At 68.6% G+C, this 25,955-nt stretch carries 29 protein-coding genes; 18 read left to right on the top strand and 11 right to left on the bottom strand.

Translation table 11 applies throughout. From position 1 onward, the window contains the following. On the bottom strand, positions 1-431 hold a 431-nt coding region (locus AB0K11_RS06615; protein WP_364973571.1), incomplete at its 3' end, for a DUF222 domain-containing protein. 93 nt (positions 432-524) lie between these two features. Here AB0K11_RS06615 and AB0K11_RS06610 point away from each other — a divergent pair. After that, on the top strand, positions 525-1,526 hold the full coding sequence (locus tag AB0K11_RS06610; protein WP_364973568.1) for a zinc-binding alcohol dehydrogenase family protein: 1,002 nt from the start codon (positions 525-527) through the stop codon (positions 1,524-1,526). 17 nt (positions 1,527-1,543) lie between these two features. After that, positions 1,544-2,362 carry an SDR family oxidoreductase gene (locus tag AB0K11_RS06605; protein ID WP_364973566.1) on the top strand — a complete coding sequence of 273 codons (819 nt, stop codon included), beginning with the start codon at positions 1,544-1,546 and terminating at the stop codon, positions 2,360-2,362. Here the strand turns inward: AB0K11_RS06605 and AB0K11_RS06600 are convergent. Further along, positions 2,351-2,908: a carboxymuconolactone decarboxylase family protein gene (locus tag AB0K11_RS06600; protein WP_364973564.1), complete on the bottom strand. Its 558-nt coding sequence runs from the start codon at positions 2,906-2,908 to the stop codon at positions 2,351-2,353. The two genes, AB0K11_RS06605 and AB0K11_RS06600, sit on opposite strands and share 12 nt — an antisense overlap. Further along, positions 2,905-4,629, bottom strand: a complete 1,725-nt coding sequence (locus tag AB0K11_RS06595) for an amidohydrolase family protein (RefSeq protein ID WP_364973562.1) — start codon at positions 4,627-4,629, stop codon at positions 2,905-2,907. Before AB0K11_RS06595 ends, AB0K11_RS06600 begins: the two co-directional genes overlap by 4 nt. A 22-nt stretch (positions 4,630-4,651) precedes the next feature. On the opposite strand from AB0K11_RS06595, the gene AB0K11_RS06590 reads away from it, so the two are divergent. After that, positions 4,652-5,041: a VOC family protein gene (locus AB0K11_RS06590; protein ID WP_364973559.1), complete on the top strand. Its 390-nt coding sequence runs from the start codon at positions 4,652-4,654 to the stop codon at positions 5,039-5,041. Here AB0K11_RS06590 and AB0K11_RS06585 read toward each other — a convergent pair. Beyond that, positions 5,038-5,499, bottom strand: coding sequence for a hypothetical protein (locus tag AB0K11_RS06585; RefSeq protein WP_364973556.1), 462 nt, complete (start codon positions 5,497-5,499; stop codon positions 5,038-5,040). The two genes, AB0K11_RS06590 and AB0K11_RS06585, sit on opposite strands and share 4 nt — an antisense overlap. 72 nt (positions 5,500-5,571) lie before the next feature. On the opposite strand from AB0K11_RS06585, the gene AB0K11_RS06580 reads away from it, so the two are divergent. The 5 genes from AB0K11_RS06580 to AB0K11_RS06560 all read left to right on the top strand — a co-directional run bounded on the left by AB0K11_RS06580 (position 5,572) and on the right by AB0K11_RS06560 (position 10,042). Continuing rightward, positions 5,572-6,090, top strand: coding sequence for a mycothiol transferase (locus AB0K11_RS06580; protein ID WP_364973554.1), 519 nt, complete (start codon positions 5,572-5,574; stop codon positions 6,088-6,090). Positions 6,091-6,097: 7 nt separating this feature from the next. Further along, positions 6,098-6,625: a PA-phosphatase gene (locus AB0K11_RS06575; protein WP_364973551.1), complete on the top strand. Its 528-nt coding sequence runs from the start codon at positions 6,098-6,100 to the stop codon at positions 6,623-6,625. Between the two features lie 53 nt (positions 6,626-6,678). Next, entirely contained in the window at positions 6,679-8,199 is a 1,521-nt protein-coding gene (locus AB0K11_RS06570) for an aldehyde dehydrogenase family protein (RefSeq protein ID WP_364973549.1), read from the top strand. 72 nt (positions 8,200-8,271) lie between these two features. Next, complete coding sequence (ppk2, locus tag AB0K11_RS06565) at positions 8,272-9,129, top strand: polyphosphate kinase 2 (RefSeq protein ID WP_364973546.1); 858 nt, start codon at positions 8,272-8,274, stop codon at positions 9,127-9,129. A 40-nt stretch (positions 9,130-9,169) separates the two neighbouring features. Next, on the top strand, positions 9,170-10,042 hold the full coding sequence (locus tag AB0K11_RS06560; protein WP_364973544.1) for a hypothetical protein: 873 nt from the start codon (positions 9,170-9,172) through the stop codon (positions 10,040-10,042). Here AB0K11_RS06560 and AB0K11_RS06555 read toward each other — a convergent pair. Then, positions 10,022-10,918, bottom strand: a complete 897-nt coding sequence (locus tag AB0K11_RS06555) for a crotonase/enoyl-CoA hydratase family protein (RefSeq protein WP_364973541.1) — start codon at positions 10,916-10,918, stop codon at positions 10,022-10,024. The genes AB0K11_RS06560 and AB0K11_RS06555 overlap by 21 nt on opposite strands. Positions 10,919-10,960: 42 nt before the next feature. Here AB0K11_RS06555 and AB0K11_RS06550 point away from each other — a divergent pair, with 42 nt between their 5' ends. Then, a complete protein-coding gene (locus AB0K11_RS06550) occupies positions 10,961-12,304 on the top strand; it encodes a cytochrome P450 (protein WP_364973539.1) in 1,344 nt (447 codons plus the stop codon). Position 12,305: 1 nt separating this feature from the next. Here the strand turns inward: AB0K11_RS06550 and AB0K11_RS06545 are convergent, their stop codons facing one another. From AB0K11_RS06545 to AB0K11_RS06530, 4 genes are all read right to left on the bottom strand, one after another. Beyond that, positions 12,306-12,542: a zf-HC2 domain-containing protein gene (locus AB0K11_RS06545; protein WP_364973537.1), complete on the bottom strand. Its 237-nt coding sequence runs from the start codon at positions 12,540-12,542 to the stop codon at positions 12,306-12,308. Then, entirely contained in the window at positions 12,539-13,201 is a 663-nt protein-coding gene (locus tag AB0K11_RS06540; protein ID WP_364973535.1) for an RNA polymerase sigma factor, read from the bottom strand. Before AB0K11_RS06540 ends, AB0K11_RS06545 begins: the two co-directional genes overlap by 4 nt. Then, positions 13,198-13,644: a DUF417 family protein gene (locus AB0K11_RS06535; RefSeq protein WP_364973792.1), complete on the bottom strand. Its 447-nt coding sequence runs from the start codon at positions 13,642-13,644 to the stop codon at positions 13,198-13,200. The genes AB0K11_RS06540 and AB0K11_RS06535 overlap by 4 nt, the downstream gene beginning before the upstream one ends. Positions 13,645-13,785: 141 nt before the next feature. Beyond that, complete coding sequence (locus tag AB0K11_RS06530) at positions 13,786-15,819, bottom strand: prolyl oligopeptidase family serine peptidase (RefSeq protein WP_364973532.1); 2,034 nt, start codon at positions 15,817-15,819, stop codon at positions 13,786-13,788. Positions 15,820-15,883: 64 nt separating this feature from the next. On the opposite strand from AB0K11_RS06530, the gene adh reads away from it, so the two are divergent. The 6 genes from adh to AB0K11_RS06500 are packed head-to-tail and all read left to right on the top strand — an operon-like array spanning position 15,884 to position 20,452. After that, positions 15,884-17,407 carry an aldehyde dehydrogenase gene (adh, locus tag AB0K11_RS06525; RefSeq protein WP_364973529.1) on the top strand — a complete coding sequence of 508 codons (1,524 nt, stop codon included), beginning with the start codon at positions 15,884-15,886 and terminating at the stop codon, positions 17,405-17,407. Next, on the top strand, positions 17,407-17,919 hold the full coding sequence (locus tag AB0K11_RS06520) for a DUF779 domain-containing protein (RefSeq protein ID WP_364973526.1): 513 nt from the start codon (positions 17,407-17,409) through the stop codon (positions 17,917-17,919). The genes adh and AB0K11_RS06520 overlap by 1 nt, the downstream gene beginning before the upstream one ends. A gap of 30 nt (positions 17,920-17,949) precedes the next feature. After that, on the top strand, positions 17,950-18,228 hold the full coding sequence (locus AB0K11_RS06515) for a putative holin (protein WP_364973524.1): 279 nt from the start codon (positions 17,950-17,952) through the stop codon (positions 18,226-18,228). After that, positions 18,221-18,760, top strand: coding sequence for a hypothetical protein (locus AB0K11_RS06510; RefSeq protein ID WP_364973522.1), 540 nt, complete (start codon positions 18,221-18,223; stop codon positions 18,758-18,760). The genes AB0K11_RS06515 and AB0K11_RS06510 overlap by 8 nt, the downstream gene beginning before the upstream one ends. Positions 18,761-18,791: 31 nt before the next feature. After that, positions 18,792-20,186, top strand: a complete 1,395-nt coding sequence (lpdA, locus tag AB0K11_RS06505) for a dihydrolipoyl dehydrogenase (RefSeq protein WP_364973520.1) — start codon at positions 18,792-18,794, stop codon at positions 20,184-20,186. Continuing rightward, the gene (locus AB0K11_RS06500) at positions 20,183-20,452 is read left to right on the top strand and encodes a hypothetical protein (RefSeq protein ID WP_364973518.1); all 270 of its coding nucleotides are present in this window, start codon (positions 20,183-20,185) and stop codon (positions 20,450-20,452) included. The genes lpdA and AB0K11_RS06500 overlap by 4 nt, the downstream gene beginning before the upstream one ends. Before the next feature lie 3 nt (positions 20,453-20,455). Here AB0K11_RS06500 and AB0K11_RS06495 read toward each other — a convergent pair whose 3' ends face one another. Together AB0K11_RS06495 and ramB are read right to left on the bottom strand one after the other, a co-directional pair. Beyond that, positions 20,456-21,007 carry a carboxymuconolactone decarboxylase family protein gene (locus tag AB0K11_RS06495; RefSeq protein ID WP_364973516.1) on the bottom strand — a complete coding sequence of 184 codons (552 nt, stop codon included), beginning with the start codon at positions 21,005-21,007 and terminating at the stop codon, positions 20,456-20,458. A 54-nt stretch (positions 21,008-21,061) separates the two neighbouring features. After that, on the bottom strand, positions 21,062-22,495 hold the full coding sequence (ramB, locus tag AB0K11_RS06490; protein WP_364973513.1) for an acetate metabolism transcriptional regulator RamB: 1,434 nt from the start codon (positions 22,493-22,495) through the stop codon (positions 21,062-21,064). A 160-nt stretch (positions 22,496-22,655) separates the two neighbouring features. Between ramB and AB0K11_RS06485 the strand changes: the two genes are divergently transcribed. The 3 genes from AB0K11_RS06485 to AB0K11_RS06475 all read left to right on the top strand — a co-directional run bounded on the left by AB0K11_RS06485 (position 22,656) and on the right by AB0K11_RS06475 (position 25,908). After that, positions 22,656-23,432, top strand: coding sequence for an acyl-[acyl-carrier-protein] thioesterase (locus tag AB0K11_RS06485; protein ID WP_364973790.1), 777 nt, complete (start codon positions 22,656-22,658; stop codon positions 23,430-23,432). Between the two features lie 267 nt (positions 23,433-23,699). Then, positions 23,700-24,986 (top strand): isocitrate lyase, encoded by a 1,287-nt coding sequence (gene aceA / locus AB0K11_RS06480; RefSeq protein ID WP_264013083.1) that lies wholly within the window; start codon positions 23,700-23,702, stop codon positions 24,984-24,986. Positions 24,987-25,047: 61 nt separating this feature from the next. Next, entirely contained in the window at positions 25,048-25,908 is an 861-nt protein-coding gene (locus AB0K11_RS06475; RefSeq protein ID WP_364973509.1) for a 3-hydroxybutyryl-CoA dehydrogenase, read from the top strand. Positions 25,909-25,955: the final 47 nt, after the last annotated feature.

The following is a 25,955-nucleotide window of genomic DNA, read 5'->3' as shown; positions in this document are numbered from 1 at the left end:
CGGCGGGCCTGGGCGGCCAGCTCGGTGTCGACCTTGGCCATGACGTCGGGGTCGGTGATCAGATTGGTGCGTGACACCAATGTGCGGACGAGCAGGTCGGTGATCTGGCCGTCGGCGAAGAGGGCGGCGACCTGGGGGAGGCGGTCGCGCAGGGCGACGGCGCGGTGGGTCTGGAACAAGGCCAGGCCGCTGCTGATGTTCTGGGCGGCGCCGATCTCGGCGCCGACGGCCGCGTCGGGGTCGACCCACCAGATGTTGCGGTCCTCGGCGGTGTCACAGCCGGTGCGGCGGGTGAACAGTTCGGCCATCGCGGCGTGTTTGCGTGCGCAGGCGGCGGCTTCGATGCGCGCCCAACCGCTGATCGCGTCGCAGACCACCGAATCGGCCGACTCGGGCAGCTCATCGATCTCCGGCGGCAGCACTTCGAACATGTGTTCGAGTATATCGGCCACCACCGACACGCATTGGAAACTGCGTCCGCGCAGCGGGGATGGTCTCGGACACCGCCGGCGTTGTCGACTGTCATGACCACGATGCGTGCGATCGGTTCCTTCGCCGGCGGCCCCGTCGACGACCCCCGGACCCTGCAGGACGTCACCGTCGATGTCCCCGAACTGCGTCCGCGCGACATCCTGGTCCGTGTGCTCGCAGTCTCGGTGAACCCGGCCGACGTCAAGCAGCGCGCCGTGGTCCCGGAGTCGGCCACGCCGACCATTCTCGGTTACGACGCGGCGGGAATCGTCGAAGCCGTTGGACCGCAAGTGGAAACGCTCGCCGTCGGCGACGAGGTCTGGTACGCCGGCGACCTCACCCGACCCGGGACCAATGCCGAGTTCCAGGCCGTCGACGAACGGATCGTCTCCCGCAAGCCGACCACCCTGTCCTTCGCCGACGCGGCCGCCCTGCCACTGACCACCATCACCGCATGGGAGTCACTGTTCGACCGCTTCGGCCTGACGAAGGAGTCCACCGGTGACCTGCTGGTGCTCGGCGCCGCGGGTGGCGTCGGCTCCATCATGATCCAGCTCGCCAAGGCGCTGACCGGTGTGCGGGTGATCGGCACCGCCAGCCGTGACGAATCACGCGAGTGGGCGACGAGCATGGGTGCCGACGCCGTCGTCAACCACCACAATCTGCGCGACGAGACGCTCGCCGTCGCCCCCGATGGCGTCGACTTCCTCTTCTCTCCGCACTCGGCAGGCAACATCGACGTCTACGCCGACATCGTGAAACCGTTCGGGCACATCACCGCGATCGACGAGCCGCCCGGCCTGGATCTCCTTGCGCTGAAGAAGAAGAGCATCGCCTGGCACTGGGAGTTGATGTTCACCCGCGCGATGTTCGAGACGCCGGACATGATCGAGCAACAGCTACTGCTCGCTAGTACCGCCGACCTCGTCGACCGTGGCGTCCTGCGCACCACCGTCACCAAGACCATCGACGACTTCTCGTCGACCGGATTGAAGGAAGCCCACCGAGACGTCGAATCGGGCCGGGTCACCGGCAAGATCGTCATCACCCGCTGAGAGTTAGGTTGAACCCCATGCCACTGCCGCAGCCGTCACCGGCCACCACCGCCGTCGTCACCGGAGCGTCGTCGGGCATCGGGGCCGATCTGGCCCGCGAGCTCGTCGCGCGCGGACACGGCGTCACGCTGGTCGCCCGCCGCGAGGACCGCCTCCGCGAGCTGGCCGCGGAGCTCGGCGACCGCGTACGGGTCGAGGTGATCGCCTGCGACGTCGCCGATCCCGACGCGCGTGCCGCACTCTTCGGCGAGATCGAGCGACGCGGCCTGACCGTGGACGTCCTGGTCAACAACGCGGGCATCGGCACCATCGGCCCGGTCGCGGAGTCGAGCGTCGCCGACGAGATCGCCCAGGTGCGCGTGAATGTCGAGGCCGTCATTGACCTCACCACTCGTGCGGTGCAGCAGATGGTGCCCCGCGGCCGAGGCGCCATCCTCAACGTCGGCTCGACGGCCGGCTTCCAGCCGTTCCCAGGACAAGCCGGCTACGCCGGGACGAAGGCCTTCGTGAAGACCTACACCGACGGCCTGCGCGGCGAGCTGGCAGGCACGGGCGTCACCGTCGCGGCCCTGCACCCCGGCCCGGTGCGCACCGGATTCCTGCAGGCCGCTGGCGTCGACGAGCGCGAATTCGCCAACGCGTTCCCGAAGTTCATGTGGATGCCGTCACGGGCCGTCGCCAAGAAGGGCATCGAGGCGCTCGAAGGCGGCGGCGGCAGCGTGATTCCCGGCCTGCCGAGCCAGATCAGCACCCGGCTGTTCCAGCTGCTGCCACACCGCGTGCTGCTGCCCTTGGTCGCCAAACAGCATCCCGGGCTGAAGAACTCACGCCGCTGACAGCGGCCAGGGTCGCATCCAGCCCTCGACCGGCAGCGCTAGGCCGTTGCACAGCGTGCATACCGTGCGGTACCAGCCGACGGCGATCAGCAGTTCCATCCGCTGCTCGTCGTCGAGTTCGCCGCCGAGCGCGTCCCAGGTGTCCGACGACCACGACCCGGTGTGTTCCAGCTCGTCGATGGCGTCGATCAGGATGTGTTCGGCCGCAGTCCAGTTCGCGGGTGCACCCGTGACCAACGCGTCGCACTCGTCGTCGCTCACGCCGGCGAGTGGTCCCCAGAACGCGGCCTGGCCGCCCCACTCGTAGGCGCATCCGACGAGTGCGCAGGTGCGCAGGATCGCGATGGTGCGCACCCGGGCGGGCAGGAGGGCGGCCACGTACAGCGACTCGCCCATCTTGCGCAGCCGGTGAGCCAGCATCGGGTGGCGCTGCAGGCAGCGCACCAGCAGCAGTGGTTCGTAGGTGCGATCCGGGTGGCCCCAGCTGCTGATCTCGGCGGCGTCGGCGTCGCTCCACGGCGGCGCCAGCGGCTGCACGCGACTCATGCGACGGGCGCCGGCCTTCGCCCCCGGACCAGACGCCCGGGCCTGGCGGCGGTGGGCACTCCGTGCTCGGCGATCACCTCGCCGGACACCACCGTGGCGACGTACCCGTCGGCGCTCTGATCCAGCCGCCGCCCACCCGCGGGCAGGTCGTGGGCCACCACCGGCTTGTGCAGACGCAGTGCGCCGGGATCGATGACGTTCAGGTCGGCCTTGTAGCCGACCGCGATGCGGCCGCGGTCGGCGAGGCCGGCCACCCGCGCTGGCGCGGACGTCAGCTCCCGCACCGCCTCGGCGACCGACAGCCGGCCCGCGGCGCGGTCACGCACCCAGTGCGTCAGCATGTACGTCGGAAAGCTTGCGTCGCAGATCATCCCGTAGTGTGCGCCGCCGTCGCCGAGGCCGAGCACCACGTCGTCGCGGCGGATCAGTTCGGCCACCGTGTCCAGGGAGCCGTCCCGGAAGTTGGCCAGGGTGACCAGCAGCATGGCGTGCCCGTCGTCGTCGAGCACCCGGTCGTAGGCCTCCTCGAGCGGGCTGACGCCGCGGGCCCGCGCCCTGGCGGCGATGCTGTCCGACCGGTCGGGCTCGTAGTTCGGCGGGTCGCCCAAAGGGAACATCCACTCGAACGCCTGCGCGGCGAACATCAGCGGATGACCGTCGCTAGCGGCGGTATCGTGCAGGATGCGTTCGCGCACTTCGGGTTTGCGCATCTCGGCGACGCGTTCGGCCAGTGGCAGCCCGGCCAGCTCGCGGTAGCTCGGATACAGCACGAACGGGTGGCCGGACAAGTCGAGGCCGAGCACCAGACCGATCGGTCGGGGGAAAACCTGTGCGCTGATGTCACCGCCGTTCGCATTGGCCTTCTCCACCATGGTGAGCGCGTCGACGAAGAACGGGTCGCCGGCGTTGCCGATGGCCAGGGTGAAGGTGACGGGCAGGCCGACGTCCTCGGCCACGTCGAACACCGTCCGCAGCGCAGGCTCGTAGTCACCGGCCACGAGGTCGGGCACGAACTGGATCAGTCCGCCCCCGCCGTCGCGGACGCCGCGGGCGATCGCGTCGAACTCCGCGTACGCCGCGCCGAAACTCGGTATGGGCTGGCCACTTTCGCTCTTGTGCAGTGTCAGCTGTGACGACGCGAAGCCCAGCGCGCCGACCTGAACGGCCTCGGCGGCGAGTTTGCGCATCATCGCCAGGTCCTCGGAGGTCGCGGGCTCGCGCTCCACCCCGCGCCGTCCCATCACGTAGACGCGCAGCGGGGAGTGCGGCAGGAAGGCGGCGACGTCGATGTCCCGGTGTCGCGCGTCCAGGGCGTCGAGGAACTCCGGGAAGGTCTCCCAGGTCCACGGCAGGCCGTCGACCATCACCACACCCGGGATGTCCTCGACGCCCGCCATCACGTCCACCAGCACGTCGTGGTCCTCCGGTCGGCACGGCGCGAACCCCACTCCGCAGTTGCCCATCACCGCCGTGGTGACCCCGTGTGCCGAGGACGGCGTCATCCGGTCCGACCAGATGGCCTGCCCGTCGTAGTGGGTGTGCAGGTCGACGAACCCCGGCGTGACGAGCAGGCCGGTGGCGTCGATCTCCCGGGCGCCCGCCCCGTCGACGACCCCCACAGCGGCGATGACGCCGTCGGACACCGCGACGTCTGCCGTGAACGGTTCACCGCCGAGGCCGTCGACGACGGTGCCGTTGCGAATGACGAGCTCATATGTCATGGCTCGAATGTACGGTGACCGAGTGATCGATCACTTCGGAATCAACTGTGCGGACTTCGAGCGGTCAAAGGAGTTCTACGACAAAGTGCTCCACGTGCTGGGCTACAGCAGGCAGATGGATTTCGGGGTGGCGATCGGCTACGGCCCCGACGGACATCCGGCGTTCTGGATCGCCGACATGAACTCCGGTGGGGCGGCCGGGCCGAACCGCGAGACCCACGTCGCGTTCGCGGCGAAGGATCCCGAGAGCGTGCAGGCGTTCTTCCACACCGCGCTGGCGCTGGGCGCCGAACCGCTGCACGAGCCGCGGCTGTGGCCGGAGTACCACGAGAACTACTACGGCGCCTTCGTCCGCGATCCGGACGGCAACAACGTCGAAGCCGTCTTCCACGGTGGCGGACCCGCCGGTTAGTGCGGCGGGATCGGCACCGCGCCGCGTGCCCTCGACAGCAGCGCCATCAACGCGATCCAGCAGATCAACGCCGCCACCGCGAGCCACTTCGCCAGCTCGAAGCTGATCGACAGCAACTCGCCGCTCCAGCCGACGGCTCTGGTCAGCACCGACTGTTCGACCTTGTCGTCGGCGACGTCGGGCAGCACCGCGCCGACGACGAGCAGCACCAGCCACAGCAGCAACTGCACCGTGGTCTGCGCCGTCGTCAGTCGCCCGTGCCCACGAGCCTGCCGCAAGGCCGACCAGGTGGACGCCGACAGCATGATCACCAGCACGGGAACGACCGTTACCGTCGACACCAACGCGATCAGGCCGAGCGTCCCGCCGAACATCGCGCGACCCACCCAGACCCACAGGATCATCGCGATGTTCATCGGGATCATCGCGGCCACAACGACTCTGCTCAGCGTTGCCATCGGCTGATCGTAGGCACACCGGCGGTGCGTTCCGAGCGGCAATCACCGTCCGCCCGCGGGTACGTTTGAACCATGTCTGACGACGATGCGACCGTGGTCCGCGAACTGCTGCGCGACTCGTTCACCCGGCTCATCGAGCATGTCGACGCGATCGCCGACGACCTGTCCGACGAGGTGGCGCTGTACCGGCCGACCCCGACGGCCAACACCATCGCGTGGCTGCTGTGGCACAGCGCCCGTGTGCAGGACGCGCAGTTGTGCGACATCGCCGGCGTCGAGCAGGTGTGGACGCGAGACGGCTGGGTCGACCGGTTCGGCCTCGACCTCCCGCGTGACGACACCGGGTACGGCCACGACGCCGACGACGTCGCCAAGGTGAGCGCATCGGCCGAGCTGCTGGCCGGCTACTACCACGCCGTGCACAAGGTGACGCTCGAGTACATCGCGTCGGTGACCCCGGACGACCTGGCCCGGATCGTCGACGAGCGGTGGGACCCACCGGTCACCGCGAGTGCGCGCCTGGTCAGCATCGTCGACGACTGCGCCCAGCACCTGGGGCAGGCGGCGTACGTGCTGGGCATCGCCGGCTGAGGTGTCGATGACGAGGGCGGCCGCATGGTGGCCGCCGGTCGCGGTTGCGGCGATGGTCCTGTTGGGTGTCGCCGTCGGCAGCGGGACGACGGGTCTGGACACCTGGTTCCGTGATCGCGCGTTCCCGGGGTGGTGGCGGGTGGTGGTCGACTGGCGGGTGATGGTCGCCGTGCTGGCCGCGACGTTGGCGGTCGCGCTGTGGCGCGGGCGGTGGCGGCTCGCGATCGCCGTAGCCGTCGCGCCGCCGCTTGGCATCGCGGTGGTGTGGGGCGTCAAGCCGTTGTTCGGCCGGATGAGCGGCGGCGCCCTGGCATATCCGAGCGGCCATGTGACGACGCTGGTGGTGGTGGCGGGCCTGGCGGTGCTGGCTGCCGGCGGGCGGCTCTGGGTGCTGGCACTCGCCGCGCTGAGCGTGCTCGTCGGCATGCTGGCCGTCGGGTCGACCTTCCACTACTTCACCGACACGGTCGGGGCGCTGCTACTCGGCTCGGCGATCGTGACCCTGGCCGCCCTCGCGGTCCGTCCTCGAACTTGACAGGTGTCAACCCCACTGCGATCTGCGTCACAGCAGCCGGTTAGCATGGGTCCATGACTGCTACGCCCGACGTCGACGCGGCCCAGACCGGCACCATCCGCAATCCCGCGACCGGCGCTGTCGCCGGGACCGTGCGCTGGACGGATCCCGCGGACGTGCCACGCATCGCCACCGGGCTGCGCGCCGCGCAGCGTGACTGGGAGGCCCGCGGCGCCAAAGGGCGCGCGAAGGTCCTCGCCCGCTACGCCGTGTGGCTCGGTGAGCACCGCGACGAGATCGAAGAGCTGCTGATCGAGGAGACCGGCAAGTCCGCGGTCGACGCGGCGCAGGAGGTGCCGCTGCTGATCATGATCGCCTCCTACTACATCAAGACCATGGAGAAGGCGCTGGCGCCGGAGAGCCGGCCCGCGTCGCTGCCGTTCCTCTCGATCAAGAAGGTCACGGTGCACTACCGGCCGCGCCCGGTCGTCGGCATCATCGCGCCGTGGAACTATCCCGTGGCCAACCTGCTGATGGACGGCATCGCCGCGCTGGCCGCCGGCTGTGCGGTGCTGCTCAAGCCGTCGGAGCGGACGCCGCTGACCGCCGAGCTGCTGCAGCGCGGCTGGCTGGACTCCGGCGCCCCCGAGGTGATGGCGATCGTGCAGGGCGCCCGCGAGGCCGTCGAGGCCGTCGTCGACAACTCGGACTACATCCAGTTCACCGGGTCCAGCGCGACCGGCGCCAAGGTGATGGAGCGCGCCGCCCGCCGGCTCACCCCGGTCAGCCTGGAGCTGGGCGGCAAGGATCCGATGATCGTGCTCGAGGACGCCGACGTCGACCTGGCCGCGCACGCCGCGGTCTGGGGTGCGATGTTCAACGCCGGCCAGACGTGTGTGTCGGTGGAACGGGTGTACGTCCTCGACGCGATCTATCAGCAGTTCGTCGACGCCGTCGTGCGCGCCGTCGAGGACCTCAAGGTGGGCGCGGGCGACGGGTACGACGTCGGCGCCCAGATCGACCAGAGCCAGGTCGCCGTCACCGAACGCCATGTCGAGGACGCCAAGGCCAAGGGCGCCCGCGCGCTGACCGGCGGCGAACGGCCGGCCGGAGGGCAGGGCAGCTTCTACCCGCCCACCGTGCTCGTCGACGTCGACCACTCGATGATGTGCATGACCGAGGAGACGTTCGGGCCGACCCTGCCGATCATGAAGGTGTCGAGCGTCGAGGAGGCGGTGCGCCTCGCCAACGACAGCCCCTACGGGTTGAGCGCATCGGTGTTCTCCAAGGATGTCGAACGCGGTAAAGCCGTTGCGCTGCAACTCGATTGCGGGGCGGTCAACGTCAACGACGTGATCTCCAACCTGATGTGCACCACGGCGCCGATGGGCGGGTGGAAGACCTCCGGCATCGGTGCCCGCTTCGGCGGCGCGGACGGGCTGCGCAAGTTCTGCCGCCAGGAGGCGGTGGTGGCGCCGCGCACCAGCGTCGGCGCAGGCGGCAACTACTACAACCAGTCCCAGAAGGCGCTCAAGCGGATGAACACGATGATGACGAAGATGGCGCTCATCCGCCCGCGCCGCGAATCCCGCTAGCCGCGGCGTCGTCCACCGCCGGTTCACTTCGGCGTCACCTCCGCGTACCGCTGAGCCGTTACGTTCGGCGCCGTGACCCTGGTGACCGACGGATACACCGTCCGCGACGATGACGACGACGACCCGGTGCTGCTCGTGCAGCCCGGCGGACGGCCCGTCGACACGTGGCGGGAGAACTACCCGTACGACGAGCGGATGAGCCGCGAGGAGTACGAGCAGCAGAAGCGGCTGCTGCAGATCGAACTGCTCAAGCTGCAGAAGTGGAGCCAGGCCAACGGTCTCCGGCACGTCATCGTGTTCGAGGGTCGCGACGCGGCGGGCAAGGGCGGCACCATCAAGCGCTTCATGGAGCACCTCAACCCCCGCGGCGCGCGGGTGGTGGCGCTGGAGAAGCCGACCGAGCGCGAACAGACGCAGTGGTACTTCCAGCGCTACGTGCCCCATCTGCCCGCCGCAGGGGAGATGGTGATGTTCGACCGGTCCTGGTACAACCGCGCAGGCGTCGAGCGCGTGATGGGTTACTGCTCTCCCGAGCAGCACGCCGAGTTCATCAGGCAGGCACCGCTTTTCGAGCAGATGCTGGTGAACGACGGCATCAGCCTGACCAAACTGTGGTTCTCGGTCACCCAGAGCGAACAGCTCACCCGCTTCACGATCCGGCAGGTCGACCCGGTGCGGCAGTGGAAGCTGTCGCCGACGGACCTGGCGTCGCTGGACAAGTGGGACGACTACACGCAGGCCAAAGAGGACATGTTCGCGCTCACCGACACCGAGGTCGCCCCGTGGATCGTGGTGAAGAGCAACGACAAGAAGCGCGCCCGGATCAACGCCATGCGGCACGTGCTCGGTAAGTTCGACTACGACAACAAGGACCACGAGGTGGTCGGCCGTGCGGACCCGCTGATCGTGGGACGGGCGCTGACAGACTGAATCCCCCGCGGTCCCTCACCGACGTGGGAAGGCCCGAGGCGTGCGATTCGTCATGACGGTGCTGCTGTGGCTCGTCACGACGGCAGCCCTTGCGGTGGCGGTGCCGACCGCGTGGGCCCAGACGACCGTGGTCAGCGAGGACGGCTACGCCGGATTCGCCGCCTCGGCCGCCGAGGATCCCGCCCTGCAGCAGGCGGTCGCCGCCGCGTTGACCACCCAGATCCTCGACCTCGCCGGCGACAACGGCTACGGCGATCTCAACCCCGCCCTCGTCCGCACGGTCGCCACGTCCTACACCGGCAACGCCGGATTCCCGGGCCAGTTCGCGCAGGCCAACCGCATCGCACACCGCTACGTGTTCACCGACTCGGCCCAGCCCGGCGATCAGCAGAACCAGTGGCTCATCGACGTCGCGCCGATGCTCTCGGATTCGTCGTTCCGCGCGACCCTGGGCGACCTGAACCTCGGCGTGCCCGAGACGCTCGAGGTGCCGATCACCGTCCCGTCCGCGGAGCTGCGGCCGGGCAAACTGCGGCCGCTGGCCACCTGGACGCCGTGGGCGGCCGTCGGCTCTGCCGTGCTGGCCGGGGTGTTCGCGCTGCTGACGCTGGCCGCCGCCCGGTCGCGCGGCAAAGCCGTTGCCGCACTGGGAGTATCGGCGCTGCTGGTCGGCGCGGCGGGCTGGGCGGCACTGGAGGTCGCCAGAGGACGCATCGACGGCGCGCTTGGCAACACCACCGGCGACATCCGGCTGATCGCCGACGCGATGGTCGGCCACGCCGAGGACAGCCTGCACCACTGGTTCAACCTCACCCTGGCCGCAGGCGGTGCGCTGGTGGTGGTGGGTGTGCTGGTGGCGATGCTCGGCGGGCTGCGCGGTCGCGAACGGCGCTCAGGGTTCGATCACGTGTGACGGGTCCGGCCTGCGCTCCGGCGGCGCCTGGCTGTAGTCACCCCATGGCCCGTCGCGGCGCTCGACCGCGGCCCGCACACCCTGATCGGAAGCGGTGCCGATGAAGTCGAGGGCGTCGGGGGTGTTGCGCATCAGCCCGTCGAGGATGCCGCCGAGGGTCTGGGTGGACGCCAGCCCCATGTTTTCGTAGGCCTGGTTGACGATGAGTTTCTGCGCCTGCAACTGCGACAGCGGGATGGCGGCGAGCCGCCCGGCGATCTCGGCGACGCGGGCCTCGAGCCGCTCGAACGGCACCGCCTCGTTGATCAGCTCCACGTCCGCGGCCTCCCTGCCGGTGAGCGGCTCACCGGTCAGCGAATGCCACTTCACCTTCGCCAGGCTCAGGCGGTAGAGCCACATGCCGGTGAGGTACGCGCCCCACATCCGGCTGTAGGGAGTGCCGATGACGGCGTCCTCACTCGCGATGACGAGATCGGCGCACAGGGCGTAGTCACTCGCGCCGCCCACGCACCAGCCGTGCACCTGGGCGATCACCGGCTTGGACGCCCGCCAGATGGCCATGAACTTCTGCGTCGGGCCGGTCTCGCGAGAGCTGACCATCGCGAAGTCCTTGCCCGGATCCCATCGGCCGTCAGTGTTCATCGCCTCGCCCCACTGACCGAAGCCGCCGCCGAAGTCATAGCCGCCGGAGAACGCCCGTCCCGCGCCGCGCAACACGATCACCTTCACCGCCGGGTCGCGTTCGGCCAGGCCGATCGCGGTCTCGATCTCGTCGGGCATCGGCGGCACGATCGTGTTGAGCTGGTCGGGCCGGTTCAGGGTGATCGTGGCGACCGGCGCTGCGACGGTGTAGAGCAGGGTCTCGAAGTCGGGCATGGCTGCAGTTTGGCAGGGTGCCGGCCGGGTAACCGCGAAATCATGAGCGGTTCGACGAATCGGCTGACCGGACTGCGGGCCGGGGCCACGCTGTTCGACCTCGGCTTCTCGTCCATCGCCGCCGGCGTGATCGCCCGTCGCCGAACGGTGGTGCGGCTCCTGGAGAAGATGCAGGCCGACTCGCGGGCCGTGCGGCGGATCAATCTCCTTCGTGACGACTTCGGCCGTGGCCCTGTTGAATTGGTGCTGCCCGGCCGGCGAATGGTGGTGGTGATCGACCCGGAGGACGCCGGGCGGGTACTGGACCAGGCGCCGACGCCGTTTCACCCGGCGAACAAGGAGAAGCGCAAGGCGCTGCAGTGGCATCAGCCACACGGCGTCCTGATCTCGCGCGGCCCGATCCGCCAGGAGCGCCGCGCGGTCAACGAGTCGGCGCTCGAGTTCGGCTCCGCGATGCACTCCTGCGCAGGCTCGTTCGTCGAGAAGATCGCCGAGGAGGCGGCGCGGTTGGCCGAGGAGGCGGCCGGCGGCGGGCATCTCGACTCCGAGATCTTCATGCGGACGTGGTGGCGGATCGTTCGCCGGGTGGCCCTGGGAGACCGGGCCCGTGACGATGAGGCGATCACCGACGACCTGCTGCGTCTCCGCAAGGCGGGCAACTGGTCGTTCCTGTCGCTGCCGCACTACCGCAGGCGGGCGAGGTTCCTGGAGCGCCTCTACGGCTATGTCGAGGACCCCGAGCCCGGCACGCTGGCGTGGGCGGTGGCGCAGACGCCGGCCCGCGGAGCGATCGACCCCGTGGGCCAGATGCCGCAGTGGCTCTTCGCGTTCGACGCGGCAGGCATGGCGACGTTGCGTGCGCTCGCACTGCTGGCCACCCATCCCGACCCGCGCGCGCTCGACGACGCCGCCGACCCCGCGCGTCCGCAGCTGCGGCCGTTCACGCGCGCCGCGGTGCTGGAATCGGTGCGGCTCTGGCCGACGACGCCGACGATCCTGCGCGACACCACCGAGGACACGGTGTGGCGCGACGGAGCGATGACCGTCGAGAAGGGCGCGGGGCTGATGATCGTGACCCCTGCGTTGCACCGCGACGACCGGCTGCTGCCGTTCGCCCACGACTTCACCCCGGACATCTGGCTGGACGGCCGCGCGCAGCGGTACCCGCAGCTGGTGCCGTTCTCCGCGGGTCCGGCCGAGTGCCCCGGGCGTGACGTCGTGCTGCTGACGACCAGCACGATGCTGGCGAATCTGTTGAGCGCCTTGAAGTTCCGGCTTGCCTCACGGCCGGTGCTGTCGCCGGGGGATCCGTTGCCGATGACGCTGAACCAGCTCACGCTCGACTTCGCGGTTCAGCCGCTGCGGGCGTCGTCGCTGCGCACCTGACTCACCGCCAGTCGCGGAACGCGTCGAGCAGCCGGTCCCGGAACGCCGGTTCGATGGCGTCGTCGCCGATCCGGCCGAGGGTGTCGACGGTGGTGCGGAACTGCTGCAGGTAGTGGTCGCAGCCGTCGCACTCGACCAGGTGCACGTCGAAGCGGGCCCGGGTGTCGGGGTCCAGCGAGCCGTCGAGGTACGCGGTCACCAGCTCGACGAGTTCGTTGCAGTCCATGTCTCCGGTCATCGCTGGTCCTCATAGTCGTTGTCGAGCGCGTCGTCGCGCACATAGTCTTCGAGTGCCTGCCGGACGGCCGCGCGGCCGCGGTGCAGGAGCACCCGCTGGTTGCCCGTCGTGATGCCGAGCAGTTCGCTCACCTCGGCCGAGTCGAGGTCGAGCAGGTCGCGCATGGTGACCACCTGTCGCTGCCGCTCCGGCAATTTGTCCAGTTCGCGGCGGGCCACCGCCACCAGTTCGTCGCCCAGCACCGACCCCTCCGGGGTGTCGGGAAAAGGCGCGGGCGCGGCATCGGCCCGCCAGTGGCCCGGCCATTCGTCACCGGCGTCGCGGAACCGTGCGGGGTCCACGGTGCCCTCGGTGAAAGCCATGATCTGCAGGTCGCTGTCGCGGCGCTCGCGGACCGCCCTGGACTTGGCGATGTTGATCAGCACCGTGAACAGCCAGGTGCGCACCGACGACCGTCCCTCGAATCCCGCGATGCCCTTCAGCAGGGCGATCCACGTCTCCTGCACCACGTCCTCGGCCTGCTCGTGGGTGTGCACGTAGCCGCGCGCCACCCGCAGCATGGCAGGCGTGTGCTGGTCCACCAGTCGCGCGAAAGCGGCCTCGTCGCCACCCCGCAGGGAGGCGACGAGCGCCGCTTCATCGCCGGTGGCGGTCGTCATCTCGTCGTGAGAGTAGCTCCGCGACGGACGTTCTCGGCCGACTTCAGCGCATCGGCCAGCGTCCACACCGAGACGGCGATCAAGACGACGTCCTTGACGAGGAACCCGCCGCTGAGGGTGAGCATCGGGAAGCCGCCCTCCTCGGCCGCGAACGCGTCGGGCAGGGTGAACAGGAAGCTGATGGTGGCGACGAACAGGCCGATGGCGATCACACTGCCGAGGGCCGATGCGCGGGGCCACAGCGGCTTGACCGCCAACAGCACCGCGGCCGTCACCTCGACGACGCCGAGCAGCGCCGAGAACGTCGTGACCGAGAAGATGTCGTACACCCAGCTCATCAGCGGGCTGCTGGCGACGAGCGGTTCGATGCCCTTGGCCTCGTAGGTGGTGAACTTCATCAGGCCGAGCCAGCCGATCACGAGGACGAGGCTGTAGCGGATCAGCACCGCCCCCACCCGCTCGAGTCCGGCTTCGGTGAGGAAGCCCCTGGCACCGTGGCGGATGGTGGACATGTGCGGCTCCTGACGTCGATGGTGGATCGGTGATACGACTGAGTGCCGCGCGACCCGCCATCCGTTACACCGCTACGCGTTCAACTTCCGGTGCAGGAACTCGTAGATCAACGCCGACCGGAACGCGGCCTGGGAATTGTCGGCCGCTCCGCCGTGGCCGCCCTCGATGTTCTCGTAGTACTGCGCCGGCTGGCCGGCCGCCTCGAGCGCCGCGGTCATCTTGCGGGCGTGCCCGGGGTGCACCCGGTCGTCGCGTGTCGACGTGGTGATCAACACCGGCGGATAGCGCCGATCGGCCGAGATGTTCTGGTAGGGCGAGTATTCGGAGATGAACGCCCAGTCGTCGGGGTTGTCCGGGTCGCCGTACTCGGCCATCCAGGACGCGCCCGCCAGCAGCAGGTGGAACCGCTTCATGTCCAGCAGGGGCACGCTGCACACCAGGGCGCCGAACAGCTCCGGGTACTTCGTCAGCATCACGCCCATCAGCAGGCCGCCGTTGCTGCCGCCCTGGGCGCCCAGTTGTTCGACCGTGGTCACGCCGCGGTCCACCAGATCCGCGGCCACCGCCGCGAAGTCCTCGTAGACGAGGTGGCGTCCCTCGCGCATCGCCTGTGTGTGCCAGCCCGGCCCGTACTCTCCGCCGCCGCGGATGTTGGCCAGCACATAGGTGCCACCGCGTGACAGCCACAACCGGCCGAGCACCCCGTCGTAGCCCGGAGTGCGGGACACCTCGAAGCCGCCGTAACCGCCCAGCAGCACCGGTCCCGGCGCCTGGCTGTGCCGGTGCCCGACGACGAAGTAGGGCACCCGGGTGCCGTCGTACGAGGTGGCGAAGTGCTGGCTGACCTCGAGGTCGGCGGCGTCGAAGAACGACGGCGCCCGCTTGATCTCGGTCGGCTCACCGCCCGCGGTGCCGTGCAGCAGCCGCGACGGCGTGTCGAAACCGCTGGAGTCCAGGAAGATCTCGTCACCGTCGCGGTCGGCGGCCACCACGACGGTGTTGGTGTTCTCCGGAATCCCGGGCACCGGTTCGGCGGACCAGCTGCCCGGCGTCACCACCTGCACCCGGCTCGCCACGTCGGCCAGCGTCACGAGCAGCAACCGGTCGCGGGTCCACGTGTAGTGGTGCAGGCAGGTGTGCTCGTCCGGTTCGAACACCACCTGCAGTTGTGCTGTGCCGGAGAGGAACTGCTCGTAATCGGCGGCCAGCAGGGAGCCGGCGCGGTACTCGGCGCCACCGGTGCTCCAGTCGGTCCGCAACTCGATGAGCAGCCATTCGCGGTGCGCCGAGACGGTGGCGTCGGTCGGGGCGTCGAGCCGGATGAGCTCGTCGCCGCGCAGTTCGTGGACCTCGTCGTTGTAGAAGTCGACCGCTCGGCGCAGCATCGTGCGCTCGAAGCCCGGTGTGCGAGACGTGTATGCGGCCACCACGACATCGCTTGGCTCGCCGCTGAACAATGTCTCGGCGTCGGCAAGGGGCTGACCGCGGCGCCACCGCTTGACCAGCCTCGGGTAGCCCGAGTCGGTCAGTGAGCCGTCGCCGAAGTCGGTGCCGACCAGCACGGTGTCCTCGTCGACCCAGTCGATCTGGGTCTTCGCCTCCGGCAGTTCGAACCCGCCGTCGACGAACGTCCTTGTGCGCATGTCGAACTCACGGACGATCGCGGCGTCCGACCCGCCCCGGGACAGGCTGACCAGGGCCAGCGTGTGCTCGGGTTCGATGACGTCGGCGCCCGCCCACACCCAGTTCTCGTCGTCGGCGCGTGCCAGCTCATCGACGTCGATGACGACGTCCCAGTCGGGGTTCTCACCGCGGTAGCTGTCCAGGGTGGTGCGCCGCCACAGCCCGCGCGGGTTGGCCGCGTCGCGCCAGAAGTTGTACAGGTACTCACCACGGCGCCGCACGTAGGGGATGCGGGCGTCGGTGTCGAGCACCTCCAGCGCCTCGGCGCGCATCTGTTCGAAGCGCTCCCCGGCCAGACCGGCCAGCGTGGGCTCATTGTGCGCGCGCACCCAGCCCAGCGCGTCGTCCCCGGTGACGTCTTCGAGCCACAGATGCGGATCGGCTGGGTTGGTCTCGTCGTGCGAGCGCTGTTCAGAAGCCATGGAATTCATTGTGGCGGCGAGCGTACTGTGACCTCAGTTACACCGCTGATCGAGGGAGGCACCCATGACCACCTACGCCCGCCCAGGCACCGCCGACGCGCTGATGTCGTTCGAGTCGCGGTACGCCAACTTCATCGGCGGTGAGTGGGTGGCGCCGGCCGGCGGGGAGTACTTCGAGAACCCGACGCCGGTCACCGGGCAGGCGTTCTGCGAGATCCCGCGCTCGACCGAGGCCGACATCGAGAGGGCCCTCGACGCCGCGCACGCCGCCGCACCGGCCTGGGGCAAGACCTCGCCCGCCGAGCGTGCGGTGATCCTGAACAAGATCGCCGACCGCATCGAGGCGAATCTGGAGTCGCTGGCGCTGGCCGAGTCGTGGGACAACGGCAAGCCGATCCGCGAGACGCTCAACGCCGACATCCCGCTGGCTGTCGACCACTTCCGGTACTTCGCGGGGGCGATCCGCGCTCAGGAGGGGTCGCTGTCCCAGATCGACGACGACACCGTCGCGTACCACTTCCACGAACCACTCGGCGTCGTCGGCCAGATCATCCCGTGGAACTTCCCGATCCTGATGGCCACCTGGAAGCTGGCGCCCGCGCTGGCCGCGGGCAACGCCGTCGTGCTCAAGCCCGCCGAGCAGACACCGGCGTCGATCCTCTACCTGATGTCACTGATCGGCGACCTGCTGCCCGCCGGGGTGCTCAACGTGGTCAACGGCTTCGGCTTCGAGGCGGGCAAGCCGCTGGCGTCGTCGAACCGGATCGCGAAGATCGCGTTCACCGGCGAGACCACCACCGGGCGGTTGATCATGCAGTACGCGTCGCAGAACCTCATCCCGGTGACGCTCGAGCTCGGCGGCAAGAGCCCGAACATCTTCTTCTCCGACGTGATGGCCGCCGCCGACGACTACCAGGACAAGGCGCTCGAGGGCTTCACGATGTTCGCGCTCAACCAGGGCGAGGTGTGCACCTGCCCGTCGCGCAGCCTGGTGCAGGCCGACATCTACGACGAGTTCCTCGAGCTGGCCGCGATCCGAACCAAGGCCGTGCGCCAGGGCGACCCGCTCGACACCGAGACGATGATCGGCAGCCAGGCGTCCAACGACCAGCTGGAGAAGATCCTGTCCTACATCGAGATCGGCCGCTCCGAAGGCGCCCGGGTGGTCACCGGCGGCGAGCGCGCCGACCTCGGTGGCGACCTCAACGGCGGCTACTACGTGCAGCCGACGATCTTCGCCGGCGACAACGCCATGCGGATCTTCCAGGAGGAGATCTTCGGGCCCGTCGTCGCGGTCACGTCCTTCGACGGCTACGACGACGCCATCCGCATCGCCAACGACACCCTCTACGGCCTGGGCGCCGGTGTGTGGAGCCGCGACGGCAACACCGCCTACCGGGCCGGTCGCGACATCAAGGCCGGCCGGGTGTGGACGAACTGCTATCACGTCTATCCCGCGCACGCGGCGTTCGGCGGCTACAAGCAGTCCGGCATCGGCCGGGAGAACCACAAGATGATGCTCGACCACTACCAGCAGACGAAGAACCTGCTGGTGTCCTACAGCGACAAAGCCCAGGGTTTCTTCTGATGGATGCTCGCCCGCAGAGGGCGCAGATCACCCGCGCCGCCGCCGACCTGCTCGAGACGCTGCAGGCCCGCTATGGCGCGCTGATGTTCCACCAGTCCGGCGGCTGCTGCGACGGCTCGTCGCCGATGTGTTACCCCGACGGCGACTTCATCGTCGGCGACCGCGACGTCCTGCTCGCCGTGCTCGACGTCGGCGAGGCGGGCGTCCCGGTGTGGATCTCGGGGCCGCAGTTCGAGACGTGGAAGCACACCCAGCTGGTGATCGACGTGGTGCCGGGCCGCGGTGGCGGCTTCAGCCTCGAGGCGCCGGAGGGCAAGCGGTTCCTCAGCCGGGGCAGGGCCTACACCGACGAGGAGAACGCGGCGCTCGCCGCCGATCCGCCGATCACCGGCGCCCGGTACGAGGCCGGCGAGCGCCCGCAGGCGGACGGCACCCACGTCGTTTCCGAGACCGGCCGTGTCGAATCGGATGCATGTCCGTTACCTGGGCGCGCCGCGCAGGTTCAGCGCTGACACGGTTTTCGGCGCTTATCGTTTCCCATCGTGATCCCCCTTCCCAGGGCCTGGCTGCTGACCGGCGCGATGCTGGTCGGCGCCGCGGTGGGCCTGCTCGCCGGGGTGACGACGATCTTGCTCGTCGACGCCAGCGTCCGGCCGGACCTGGTGATCGGCCTGGTCGTCGGCGTGCCCGGCACCATCGGCATGCTCGCCATCCTGTTGTCGGCCCAGCGCTGGGTGACGACGATGGGGGCGTTCATCCTCGCCATCGCGCCAGGGTGGTTCGGAGTCCTGACATTGACCCAGGTGGTGAGCGGTGCCTGAGAAGACAGAAGAGCGGACCAGCGACAACACCTCGCCGTACCTGCCGACATTCGACACCGGCGGGTTCGAGGCACTGCGTGACCCGGTCAAGCCCCGTGTCGTCGAACCCGAACCGGTGCTCGCGCCCACGCCCGACTACGCGCCGCCCGTCGCGTTCGAGGACGTGCCGTCCGAGCCGATGCCCGAAGCCGTGGTCGCCGCTCAGCCCCTCGTCGTGCCGGGCTCCTACCAGTTCGTCAAGCGGTGGATGTTCGCCCTCGTCGTGGCGGGGGTCTGGGTGCTCGCGGCCGGGATCGGCGTCGGCCTGTACCAGTGGTGGTACACCGATCCCGACCTGACCAAGCGGTGGCCGGTCTTCGCGGTGCTGGTGTACCTGGTGGCGTGCACCGTGGCGGGGCTGCTGGCGGCGATGGTCCAGCACCGGCCGAAGGTGGCGGCGATGGCCATCGGGCTGATGTCGGCGCCGCTCGCGTCGACGGCCGCTGCGGCCGTGCTCTACGGCGGCTACGTGTTCGGCTGGATCGCCCGGTAGCGCACGCCGTCGGCCCACTAGGCTGGTGGGCGTGACCCACTATGACGTCGTCGTCCTCGGAGCCGGTCCCGGCGGGTACGTCGCGGCAATCCGCGCCGCCCAACTGGGGCTGAACACCGCCGTTGTCGAACCCAAGTACTGGGGCGGGGTGTGCCTCAACGTCGGCTGCATCCCGTCGAAAGCGTTGCTGCGCAACGCAGAGCTGTCCCACATCTTCACCAAGGAGGCCAAGACCTTCGGCATCAGCGGGGAGGCGACGTTCGACTACGGCGTCGCCTACGACCGCAGCCGCAAGGTCGCCGACGGCCGCGTCACCGGTGTGCACTTCCTGATGAAGAAGAACAAGATCACCGAGATCCAGGGCTACGGGAAGTTCAAGGACGACCACACGCTGTCGGTCGACCTGAACGACGGCGGCACCGAGGAAGTCACGTTCGACAACATCATCATCGCCACCGGCGCGCACACCAAGCTGGTGCCCGGCACGAAGCTGTCGGAGAACGTCGTCACCTACGAAGAGCAGATCATGGACCGTGAGCTGCCGAAGTCGATCGTCATCGCCGGCGCGGGCGCGATCGGCATGGAGTTCGCGTATGTGATGAAGAACTACGGCACCGAGGTGACCATCGTCGAGTTCCTGCCGCGGGCGCTGCCCAACGAGGACGCCGAGGTCTCCAAGGAGATCGAGAAGCAGTTCAAGAAGCTCGGCGTCAAGATCCTCACCGGCACCAAGGTCGAGTCGATCGACGACGACGGCAAAGAGGTCACCGTCACCGTCAGCAAGGACGGCAAGTCGCAGGAGATCAAGGCCGAGAAGGTGCTGCAGGCCATCGGGTTCGTCCCGAACGTCGAGGGCTACGACCTCGACAAGGCCGGGGTGGAACTCACCGAGCGCGGCGGCATCGGCATCGACGACTACATGCGCACCAACAAGCCGCACGTCTACGCGATCGGCGACGTGACGGGCAAGCTGCAGCTGGCGCACGTCGCCGAGGCGATGGGCGTGGTGGCGGCCGAGACCATCGCAGGCGCGGAGACGCTGCCGCTGGGCGACTACCGGATGATGCCGCGCGCGACGTTCTGTCAGCCCCAGGTGGCCAGCTTCGGGCTCACCGAGGAGCAGGCCCGCGACGAGGGTTACGACGTCGTCGTGGCGAAGTTCCCGTTCACCGCCAACGCCAAGGCGCACGGGATGGGTGACCCGAGCGGCTTCGTCAAGCTGATCGCGGACGCGAAGTACGGCGAGCTGATCGGCGGCCACCTCATCGGCCACGACGTCTCCGAACTGCTGCCCGAGCTCACGCTGGCGCAGAAGTGGGACCTGACGGCCACCGAGCTCGCCCGCAACGTGCACACCCACCCGACGATGTCGGAGGCGCTGCAGGAGTGCTTCCACGGCCTCACCGGCCACATGATCAACTTTTGAGAAACGAGCTCGTCGCCGGTATCGGCGGGTTGGTGATCGGCCACGTCCTGTGGCTGATCGGTATCTCGCTGGCCACCAGCACCTCCGACATCAGCTTGTGGGTGCTGCTGGTTGCGGCGGTGTCGCTGCTGCTCGGCGTCGCGGCGGGGGTGCTGGGATGGCGCCACTATCAACGCAAGTCGCACGTGTGGGCGGCGTTCCTGTGGTGCCTGCCCGCGGCGCCGGTGCTGTTCTCGATCATCGTGCTCGGCGTGACCTACCTGTAGTGGTCAGTCCGGGAAGTCGAGTGGCACCTGCAACGTGCTGATGGTCGCCGCCAGCCCGTCGTATTGCGCTGCGAGCATGCAGAATTCGATCAACTGCTGTTTGGTCAGGTGCTTGGACAGCGCCTTCCATGTCTCCGGTGAGACGCCGCGGGTGACCACGAACTCGTCGGTGGCGGTGATCAGGACCCGCTGCCGGTCGGTGAGGCCGTCGGCGTCCGGGCCGTCGAAGATCCGGGCCTGCGTCGCGGCGTCCACACCGCGGCTGCGGGCCAGCCTGCGGTGCTGCTGCAGCTCGTACTCGCAGTCACGGAGGTGGCCGACGCGCAGGATCACCGTCTCGGCGTCACGGCGGGTGAGCTTGCCGAGAGGGCCGAGCAGCACACCGCTGTAGGGCAGCCAGGCCAGGAACAGCAGGCGGTGCTGGCCGAGCACGTTGAAGAGGCTGAATCGGGGGGCCCGGATCGACCGGGCGCCCGCCTTGGCGATGGCCCAGTTGAGCGGACCCAGTTCGCGGAAACCGCCGGGCTCGATGCGCGCAGGCTCTACGGAACTCACCTCATCGAGTCTGGCACAGGTTGTGACCGCAGGGACCCGGCCTCCGGTGACGGATCACGACTGCTTCACCAGATACGGCGTCACCGTCGAGCGGTGCTCGTCGAGATCCAGCGCACGGCCGAGAGCCGGGAAGGCCCGCTGGGGACAGTTGTCCCGCTCGCACACGCGGCACCCCGCGCCGATCGGCGTGGCGACCGAGGCGTCGCCGGACAGATCGAGCCCCTCGGAGTAGACGAGCCGGTGGGCATGCCGCAGTTCGCAACCCAGGCCGATCGCGAAGGTCTTGCCGGGCTGCCCGTAGCGCGCGGCGCGCCGTTCCACCGTGCGGGCCACCCACATGTAGTCGCGCCCGTCGGGCATCTGCGCGATCTGCACCAGGATCTTGCCCGGATTCGCGAACGTCTCGTAGACGTTCCACAGCGGGCAGGTGCCGCCGCTCGAGGAGAAGTGAAAACCCGTGGCGGACTGCCTTTTCGACATGTTGCCCGCGCGATCGACACGCACGAACGACAGCGGGACGCCGCGCATCGACGGCCGCTGCAGTGTCGACAGCCGGTGCGCGATGGTCTCGTAGCTGACCGCGTAGAAGGCCGACAGTCGTTCGACGTCGTAGCGGAAGTTCTCCGCCACATGGTGAAACTGCTGATACGGCAACACCGTCGCCGCCGCGAAATAATTGGCGAGCCCGAGGCGGGCCAGCGTGCGGGACTCGTCGCTGGTGAACGTGCCCTCCTCGACGAGCTTGTCGATGAGGTCGCCGAATTCCAGGTAGCCGAGTTCGGCGGCGAGTTTGAACACCACCTGGCCCGACGAGAGATGCCCGCCGATCTCCAGGGTCTTCGTCGCGGTGTCGAACCGGTGCATGACGTTCTCACCGAGGTCGTTGCGCCGTACGATCCGCACCCCGTGCACGGCGGTCAGGCGGTCGGACAGTTCGCGGGCCAGTTCGGCGCGGTGCATGCGCAGCCGGATGGTGAGGTCCTCGGCGGCGGTGTCGAGTTCGTCCAGATAGTTCTGCCGGTCGTAGAAGTAGTCGCGCACCTCTTCGTGGGGCATGGTGATCGAGCCGGACCCGCTGCCTCCCATACCGGCATTGCCGAACCGCTCCTCCGTCACCGCGGCGAGCTGTGCGGTGGTCAGCCGGTAGCGCCGGTGCAGGTTGACCATGGCGCGCGCGAGGGTCGGGTGTGCGGCGACGACGTCGGCGATCTCGGCGACGTCGACCTCGACGCCGAGGTCGCGGTCCATCGTCAGCTCGCGCAGTTCGGCGACGAGCCGGGTGTCGTCCTGCGAGGCGAAGAAGGTCGCGTCGACGCCGAAGACCTCGGTGATCCGCAGCAGCACGGCGACGGTCAGCGGCCGGACGTCGTGCTCGATCTGGTTCAGGTAGCTCGGCGAGATGTCGAGCTTCTGCGCCAGCGCCGCCTGGCTGTACCCCCGCTCGCTGCGCAGCTGCCGCACGCGCGAGCCGACGAAGGTCTTGGCCATGCTGACCAGCGTAACAACGTGCGAAGAACCGCTTCGCAGCGTTCGCAGGACGGCCGCTGTGGGAGGATCGGGTCGCCTGGCTGATTCGGCCGGGTCACGACCGGGGAGGGTGAACGTGAGCGGCACGCAGGCAGCGGCAGGCGCCGGCCTGGCGAAGACGATGATGCCGGTGCCCGACCCTCACCCCGACGTGTTCGACACCGGGTGGCCGCTGCGCGTCGCCGACGTCGACCGCGCCGGCCGGCTGAAATTCGACGCCGCGACCCGTCACATCCAGGACATCGGCTCCGATCATCTGCGCGAACTGGGCTTCGAGGAGACCCACCCGCTTTGGATCGTGCGTCGCACCATGATCGACCTGATCCGTCCCATCGAGTTCCAGGACATGATGCGGCTGCGCCGCTGGTGCTCGGGCACGTCGAACCGGTGGTGCGAGATGCGGGTGCGCATCGACGGGCGCAAGGGCGGGTTGATGGAGTCCGAGGCGTTCTGGATCAACATCAACCGGGAGACGCAGGGCCCGGCGCGCATCTCCGACGACTTCATCGCCGGGTTGCAGCGCACCACCGATGTGAACCGGCTGCGCTGGAAGGCCTATCTGAGCGCGGGCGCCCGCGAGGACGCCGCCGAGATCCGGGAGTACCCGGTTCGCGTCTCGGACATCGACATCTTCGACCACATGAACAACTCGGTGTACTGGTCGGTGGTCGAGGACTATTTGTTCAGTCACCCCGAGCTGCTGGAGAAGCCGCTGCGGGCCACCATCGAGCACGATCTCCCGGTGGCCCTCGGCGACAAACTGGAGATCATCTCCCACGTCCACCCGCCCGGTTCGACTGACAAGTTCGGTGCGGAGCTGACGGATCGGACTGTTACAACGCTCACATACGCGGTCGGCGACGAGACGAAAGCGGTCGCCTCGCTCTTCACGCTGTAGTCACGTCCGTTTAACAGTACGGGCGTACTGACCAGCGAAAACAGGTTACCGATCAGTAGGATCTGAACCGGTACAGCTGCGAAGCGTCTTCGCAATCTTCACAGGTTATGGGTGAGTGTTGGCGAAACTTGGCAAGCAAAACGGGTGGACCTGCACTTATATCTTGAGGCATCCTCGTAGGAGCACAGCCGCGAAGTCGTTCGAGTGTTAGCAAGCCGGGAAAGTCGGCCACACCGCAGCGATTCAGTACTCACGAAGGAGCAGTCGATGTCGACCGTTGGCACCCCGAAGTCACCCGAGCAGATCAAGCAGGACTGGGACACCAACCCCCGGTGGAAGGGCATCACCCGCGAGTACAGCGCCGAGGACGTCGTCGCGCTGCAGGGCAGCGTCGTCGAGGAGAACACCCTCGCCCGCCGTGGCGCCGAGGTGCTCTGGAGCCAGCTGCACGACCTCGAGTACGTCAACGCGCTCGGCGCCCTGACCGGCAACATGGCCGTCCAGCAGGTTCGTGCCGGGCTGAAGGCCATCTACCTCTCGGGGTGGCAGGTCGCCGGTGACGCCAACCTGTCCGGCCACACCTACCCCGACCAGAGCCTCTACCCGGCCAACTCGGTGCCGCAGGTGGTCCGCCGGATCAACAACGCGCTGATGCGCGCCGACCAGATCGCCAAGGTCGAGGGTGACACCTCGATCGAGAACTGGCTGGCCCCGATCGTCGCCGACGGTGAGGCCGGCTTCGGTGGCGCGCTGAACGTCTACGAGCTGCAGAAGGCCATGATCGCCGCCGGTGTCGCCGGTTCGCACTGGGAGGACCAGCTGGCCTCGGAGAAGAAGTGCGGCCACCTCGGTGGCAAGGTGCTGATCCCCACCCAGCAGCACATCCGCACCCTGACCTCCGCGCGCCTGGCCGCCGACGTGGCCGACGTGCCGACCCTGGTCATCGCCCGCACCGACGCGGAGGCGGCCACGCTGATCACCTCCGACGTCGACGAGCGCGATCAGCCGTTCATCACCGGCGAGCGGACGAAGGAAGGCTTCTACCGGGTCAAGAACGGCCTGGAGCCCTGCATCGCCCGCGCCAAGGCCTACGCGCCGTACTCCGACCTGATCTGGATGGAGACCGGCACGCCGGACCTCGAGCTGGCCCGCAAGTTCGCCGAGGGCGTCAAGTCGGAGTTCCCCGACCAGATGCTGTCGTACAACTGCTCGCCGTCGTTCAACTGGAAGAAGCACCTTGACGACTCGACCATCGCCAAGTTCCAGAAGGAGCTCGGTGCGATGGGCTTCAAGTTCCAGTTCATCACCCTCGCCGGCTTCCACGCCCTGAACTACTCGATGTTCGATCTGGCCTACGGCTACGCCCGCAACCAGATGAGCGCCTACGTCGAGCTCCAGGAGCGCGAGTTCGCCGCCGAGGAGCGCGGCTACACCGCGACGAAGCACCAGCGCGAGGTCGGCGCCGGCTACTTCGACCGGATCGCCACCACCGTGGACCCGACCAGCTCGACCACGGCGCTGACCGGCTCGACCGAAGAGGGCCAGTTCCACTAAGAGTCAGTTGATAGCGTCAGGCCCCGTCCGTGTTCTCGGGCGGGGCCTGATGCTGTGAGGAGTGGTAGTGAGCATTGAGCGGGTAGGCGTCGTCGGCGCCGGACAGATGGGTGCGGGCATTGCCGAGGTGTCGTTGCGCGCGGGTGTGGACGTCCGTATCTACGAGCCCACCGAGGCGCTTGCCGAGGCGGGTCGCGGCCGCATCGTCTCGTCGCTGGAGCGCGGCGTCAGCAGGGGCAAGCTGACCGAATCCGAACGCGACGAGGCGCTCGCGCGGTTGAGCGTCGCCACCGACATCGCCGATCTGGCCGACCGCCAGCTGGTGGTCGAGGCCATCGTCGAGGATGCGGCGGTCAAGGCGAAGGTCTTCGCGCAGCTCGACGCGGCCATCACCGATCCCGACGCCGTGCTGGCGTCGAACACGTCGAGCATCCCGATCATGAAGATCGCCGCGGCCACCAAGAACCCCAGCCGCGTGCTGGGCCTGCACTTCTTCAACCCGGTACCGGTGCTGCCGCTGGTCGAACTGGTGCCGACGCTCGTCACGACCGACGAGGCGCTGGCGCGCGTCGAGCAGTTCGCGGGTGAGACGCTCGGCAAGAAGGTGGTGCGCTGCACCGACCGGTCGGGCTTCGTCGTCAACGCGCTGCTGGTGCCGTACCTGCTGTCGGCGATCCGGATGGCCGAGGCCGGCGTAGCCACCGTCGAGGACATCGACACCGCCGTCGTCGCCGGGCTGTCGCACCCGATGGGCCCGCTGAAGCTGTCGGACCTCGTCGGGCTGGACACGCTGAAGCTCATCGCGGACTCGATGTTCGAGGAGTTCAAGGAGCCGCTCTACGGGCCGCCGCCGCTGCTGCAGCGGATGGTCGAGGCCGGCCAGCTCGGCAAGAAGTCGGGCCGGGGCTTCTACACGTATTGATTCCTGTGCGCGAGTGCACGGTAGTTGTACGCAAACAGCGAGTGACC

It is taken from the genome of Mycobacterium sp. NPDC050551, from assembly GCF_040674075.1.
In the GTDB taxonomy this organism is placed as follows: Bacteria; Actinomycetota; Actinomycetes; order Mycobacteriales; family Mycobacteriaceae; genus Mycobacterium.
Note: the sequence above shows the minus strand (reverse complement) of the source record. Positions and strands in the feature narration are given on the sequence as shown.

Bases quoted from the DNA above. Each gene is read 5' to 3' on its own strand.
- AB0K11_RS06555 (WP_364973541.1), bottom strand. From the start codon at position 10,918: ATGCCCGACTTCGAGACCCTGCTCTACACCGTCGCAGCGCCGGTCGCC.
- AB0K11_RS06605 (WP_364973566.1), top strand. From the start codon at position 1,544: ATGCCACTGCCGCAGCCGTCACCGGCCACCACCGCCGTCGTCACCGGA.
- AB0K11_RS06530 (WP_364973532.1), bottom strand. From the start codon at position 15,819: ATGGCTTCTGAACAGCGCTCGCACGACGAGACCAACCCAGCCGATCCG.
- AB0K11_RS06600 (WP_364973564.1), bottom strand. From the start codon at position 2,908: ATGAGTCGCGTGCAGCCGCTGGCGCCGCCGTGGAGCGACGCCGACGCC.
- AB0K11_RS06580 (WP_364973554.1), top strand. From the start codon at position 5,572: ATGTCTGACGACGATGCGACCGTGGTCCGCGAACTGCTGCGCGACTCG.
- aceA (WP_264013083.1), top strand. From the start codon at position 23,700: ATGTCGACCGTTGGCACCCCGAAGTCACCCGAGCAGATCAAGCAGGAC.
- ramB (WP_364973513.1), bottom strand. From the start codon at position 22,495: ATGGCCAAGACCTTCGTCGGCTCGCGCGTGCGGCAGCTGCGCAGCGAG.
- AB0K11_RS06520 (WP_364973526.1), top strand. From the start codon at position 17,407: ATGGATGCTCGCCCGCAGAGGGCGCAGATCACCCGCGCCGCCGCCGAC.
- AB0K11_RS06545 (WP_364973537.1), bottom strand. From the start codon at position 12,542: ATGACCGGAGACATGGACTGCAACGAACTCGTCGAGCTGGTGACCGCG.
- AB0K11_RS06485 (WP_364973790.1), top strand. From the start codon at position 22,656: ATGATGCCGGTGCCCGACCCTCACCCCGACGTGTTCGACACCGGGTGG.
- AB0K11_RS06595 (WP_364973562.1), bottom strand. From the start codon at position 4,629: ATGACATATGAGCTCGTCATTCGCAACGGCACCGTCGTCGACGGCCTC.
- AB0K11_RS06550 (WP_364973539.1), top strand. From the start codon at position 10,961: ATGAGCGGTTCGACGAATCGGCTGACCGGACTGCGGGCCGGGGCCACG.
- adh (WP_364973529.1), top strand. From the start codon at position 15,884: ATGACCACCTACGCCCGCCCAGGCACCGCCGACGCGCTGATGTCGTTC.
- AB0K11_RS06540 (WP_364973535.1), bottom strand. From the start codon at position 13,201: ATGACGACCGCCACCGGCGATGAAGCGGCGCTCGTCGCCTCCCTGCGG.
- AB0K11_RS06575 (WP_364973551.1), top strand. From the start codon at position 6,098: ATGACGAGGGCGGCCGCATGGTGGCCGCCGGTCGCGGTTGCGGCGATG.
- AB0K11_RS06610 (WP_364973568.1), top strand. From the start codon at position 525: ATGACCACGATGCGTGCGATCGGTTCCTTCGCCGGCGGCCCCGTCGAC.
- AB0K11_RS06570 (WP_364973549.1), top strand. From the start codon at position 6,679: ATGACTGCTACGCCCGACGTCGACGCGGCCCAGACCGGCACCATCCGC.
- AB0K11_RS06585 (WP_364973556.1), bottom strand. From the start codon at position 5,499: ATGGCAACGCTGAGCAGAGTCGTTGTGGCCGCGATGATCCCGATGAAC.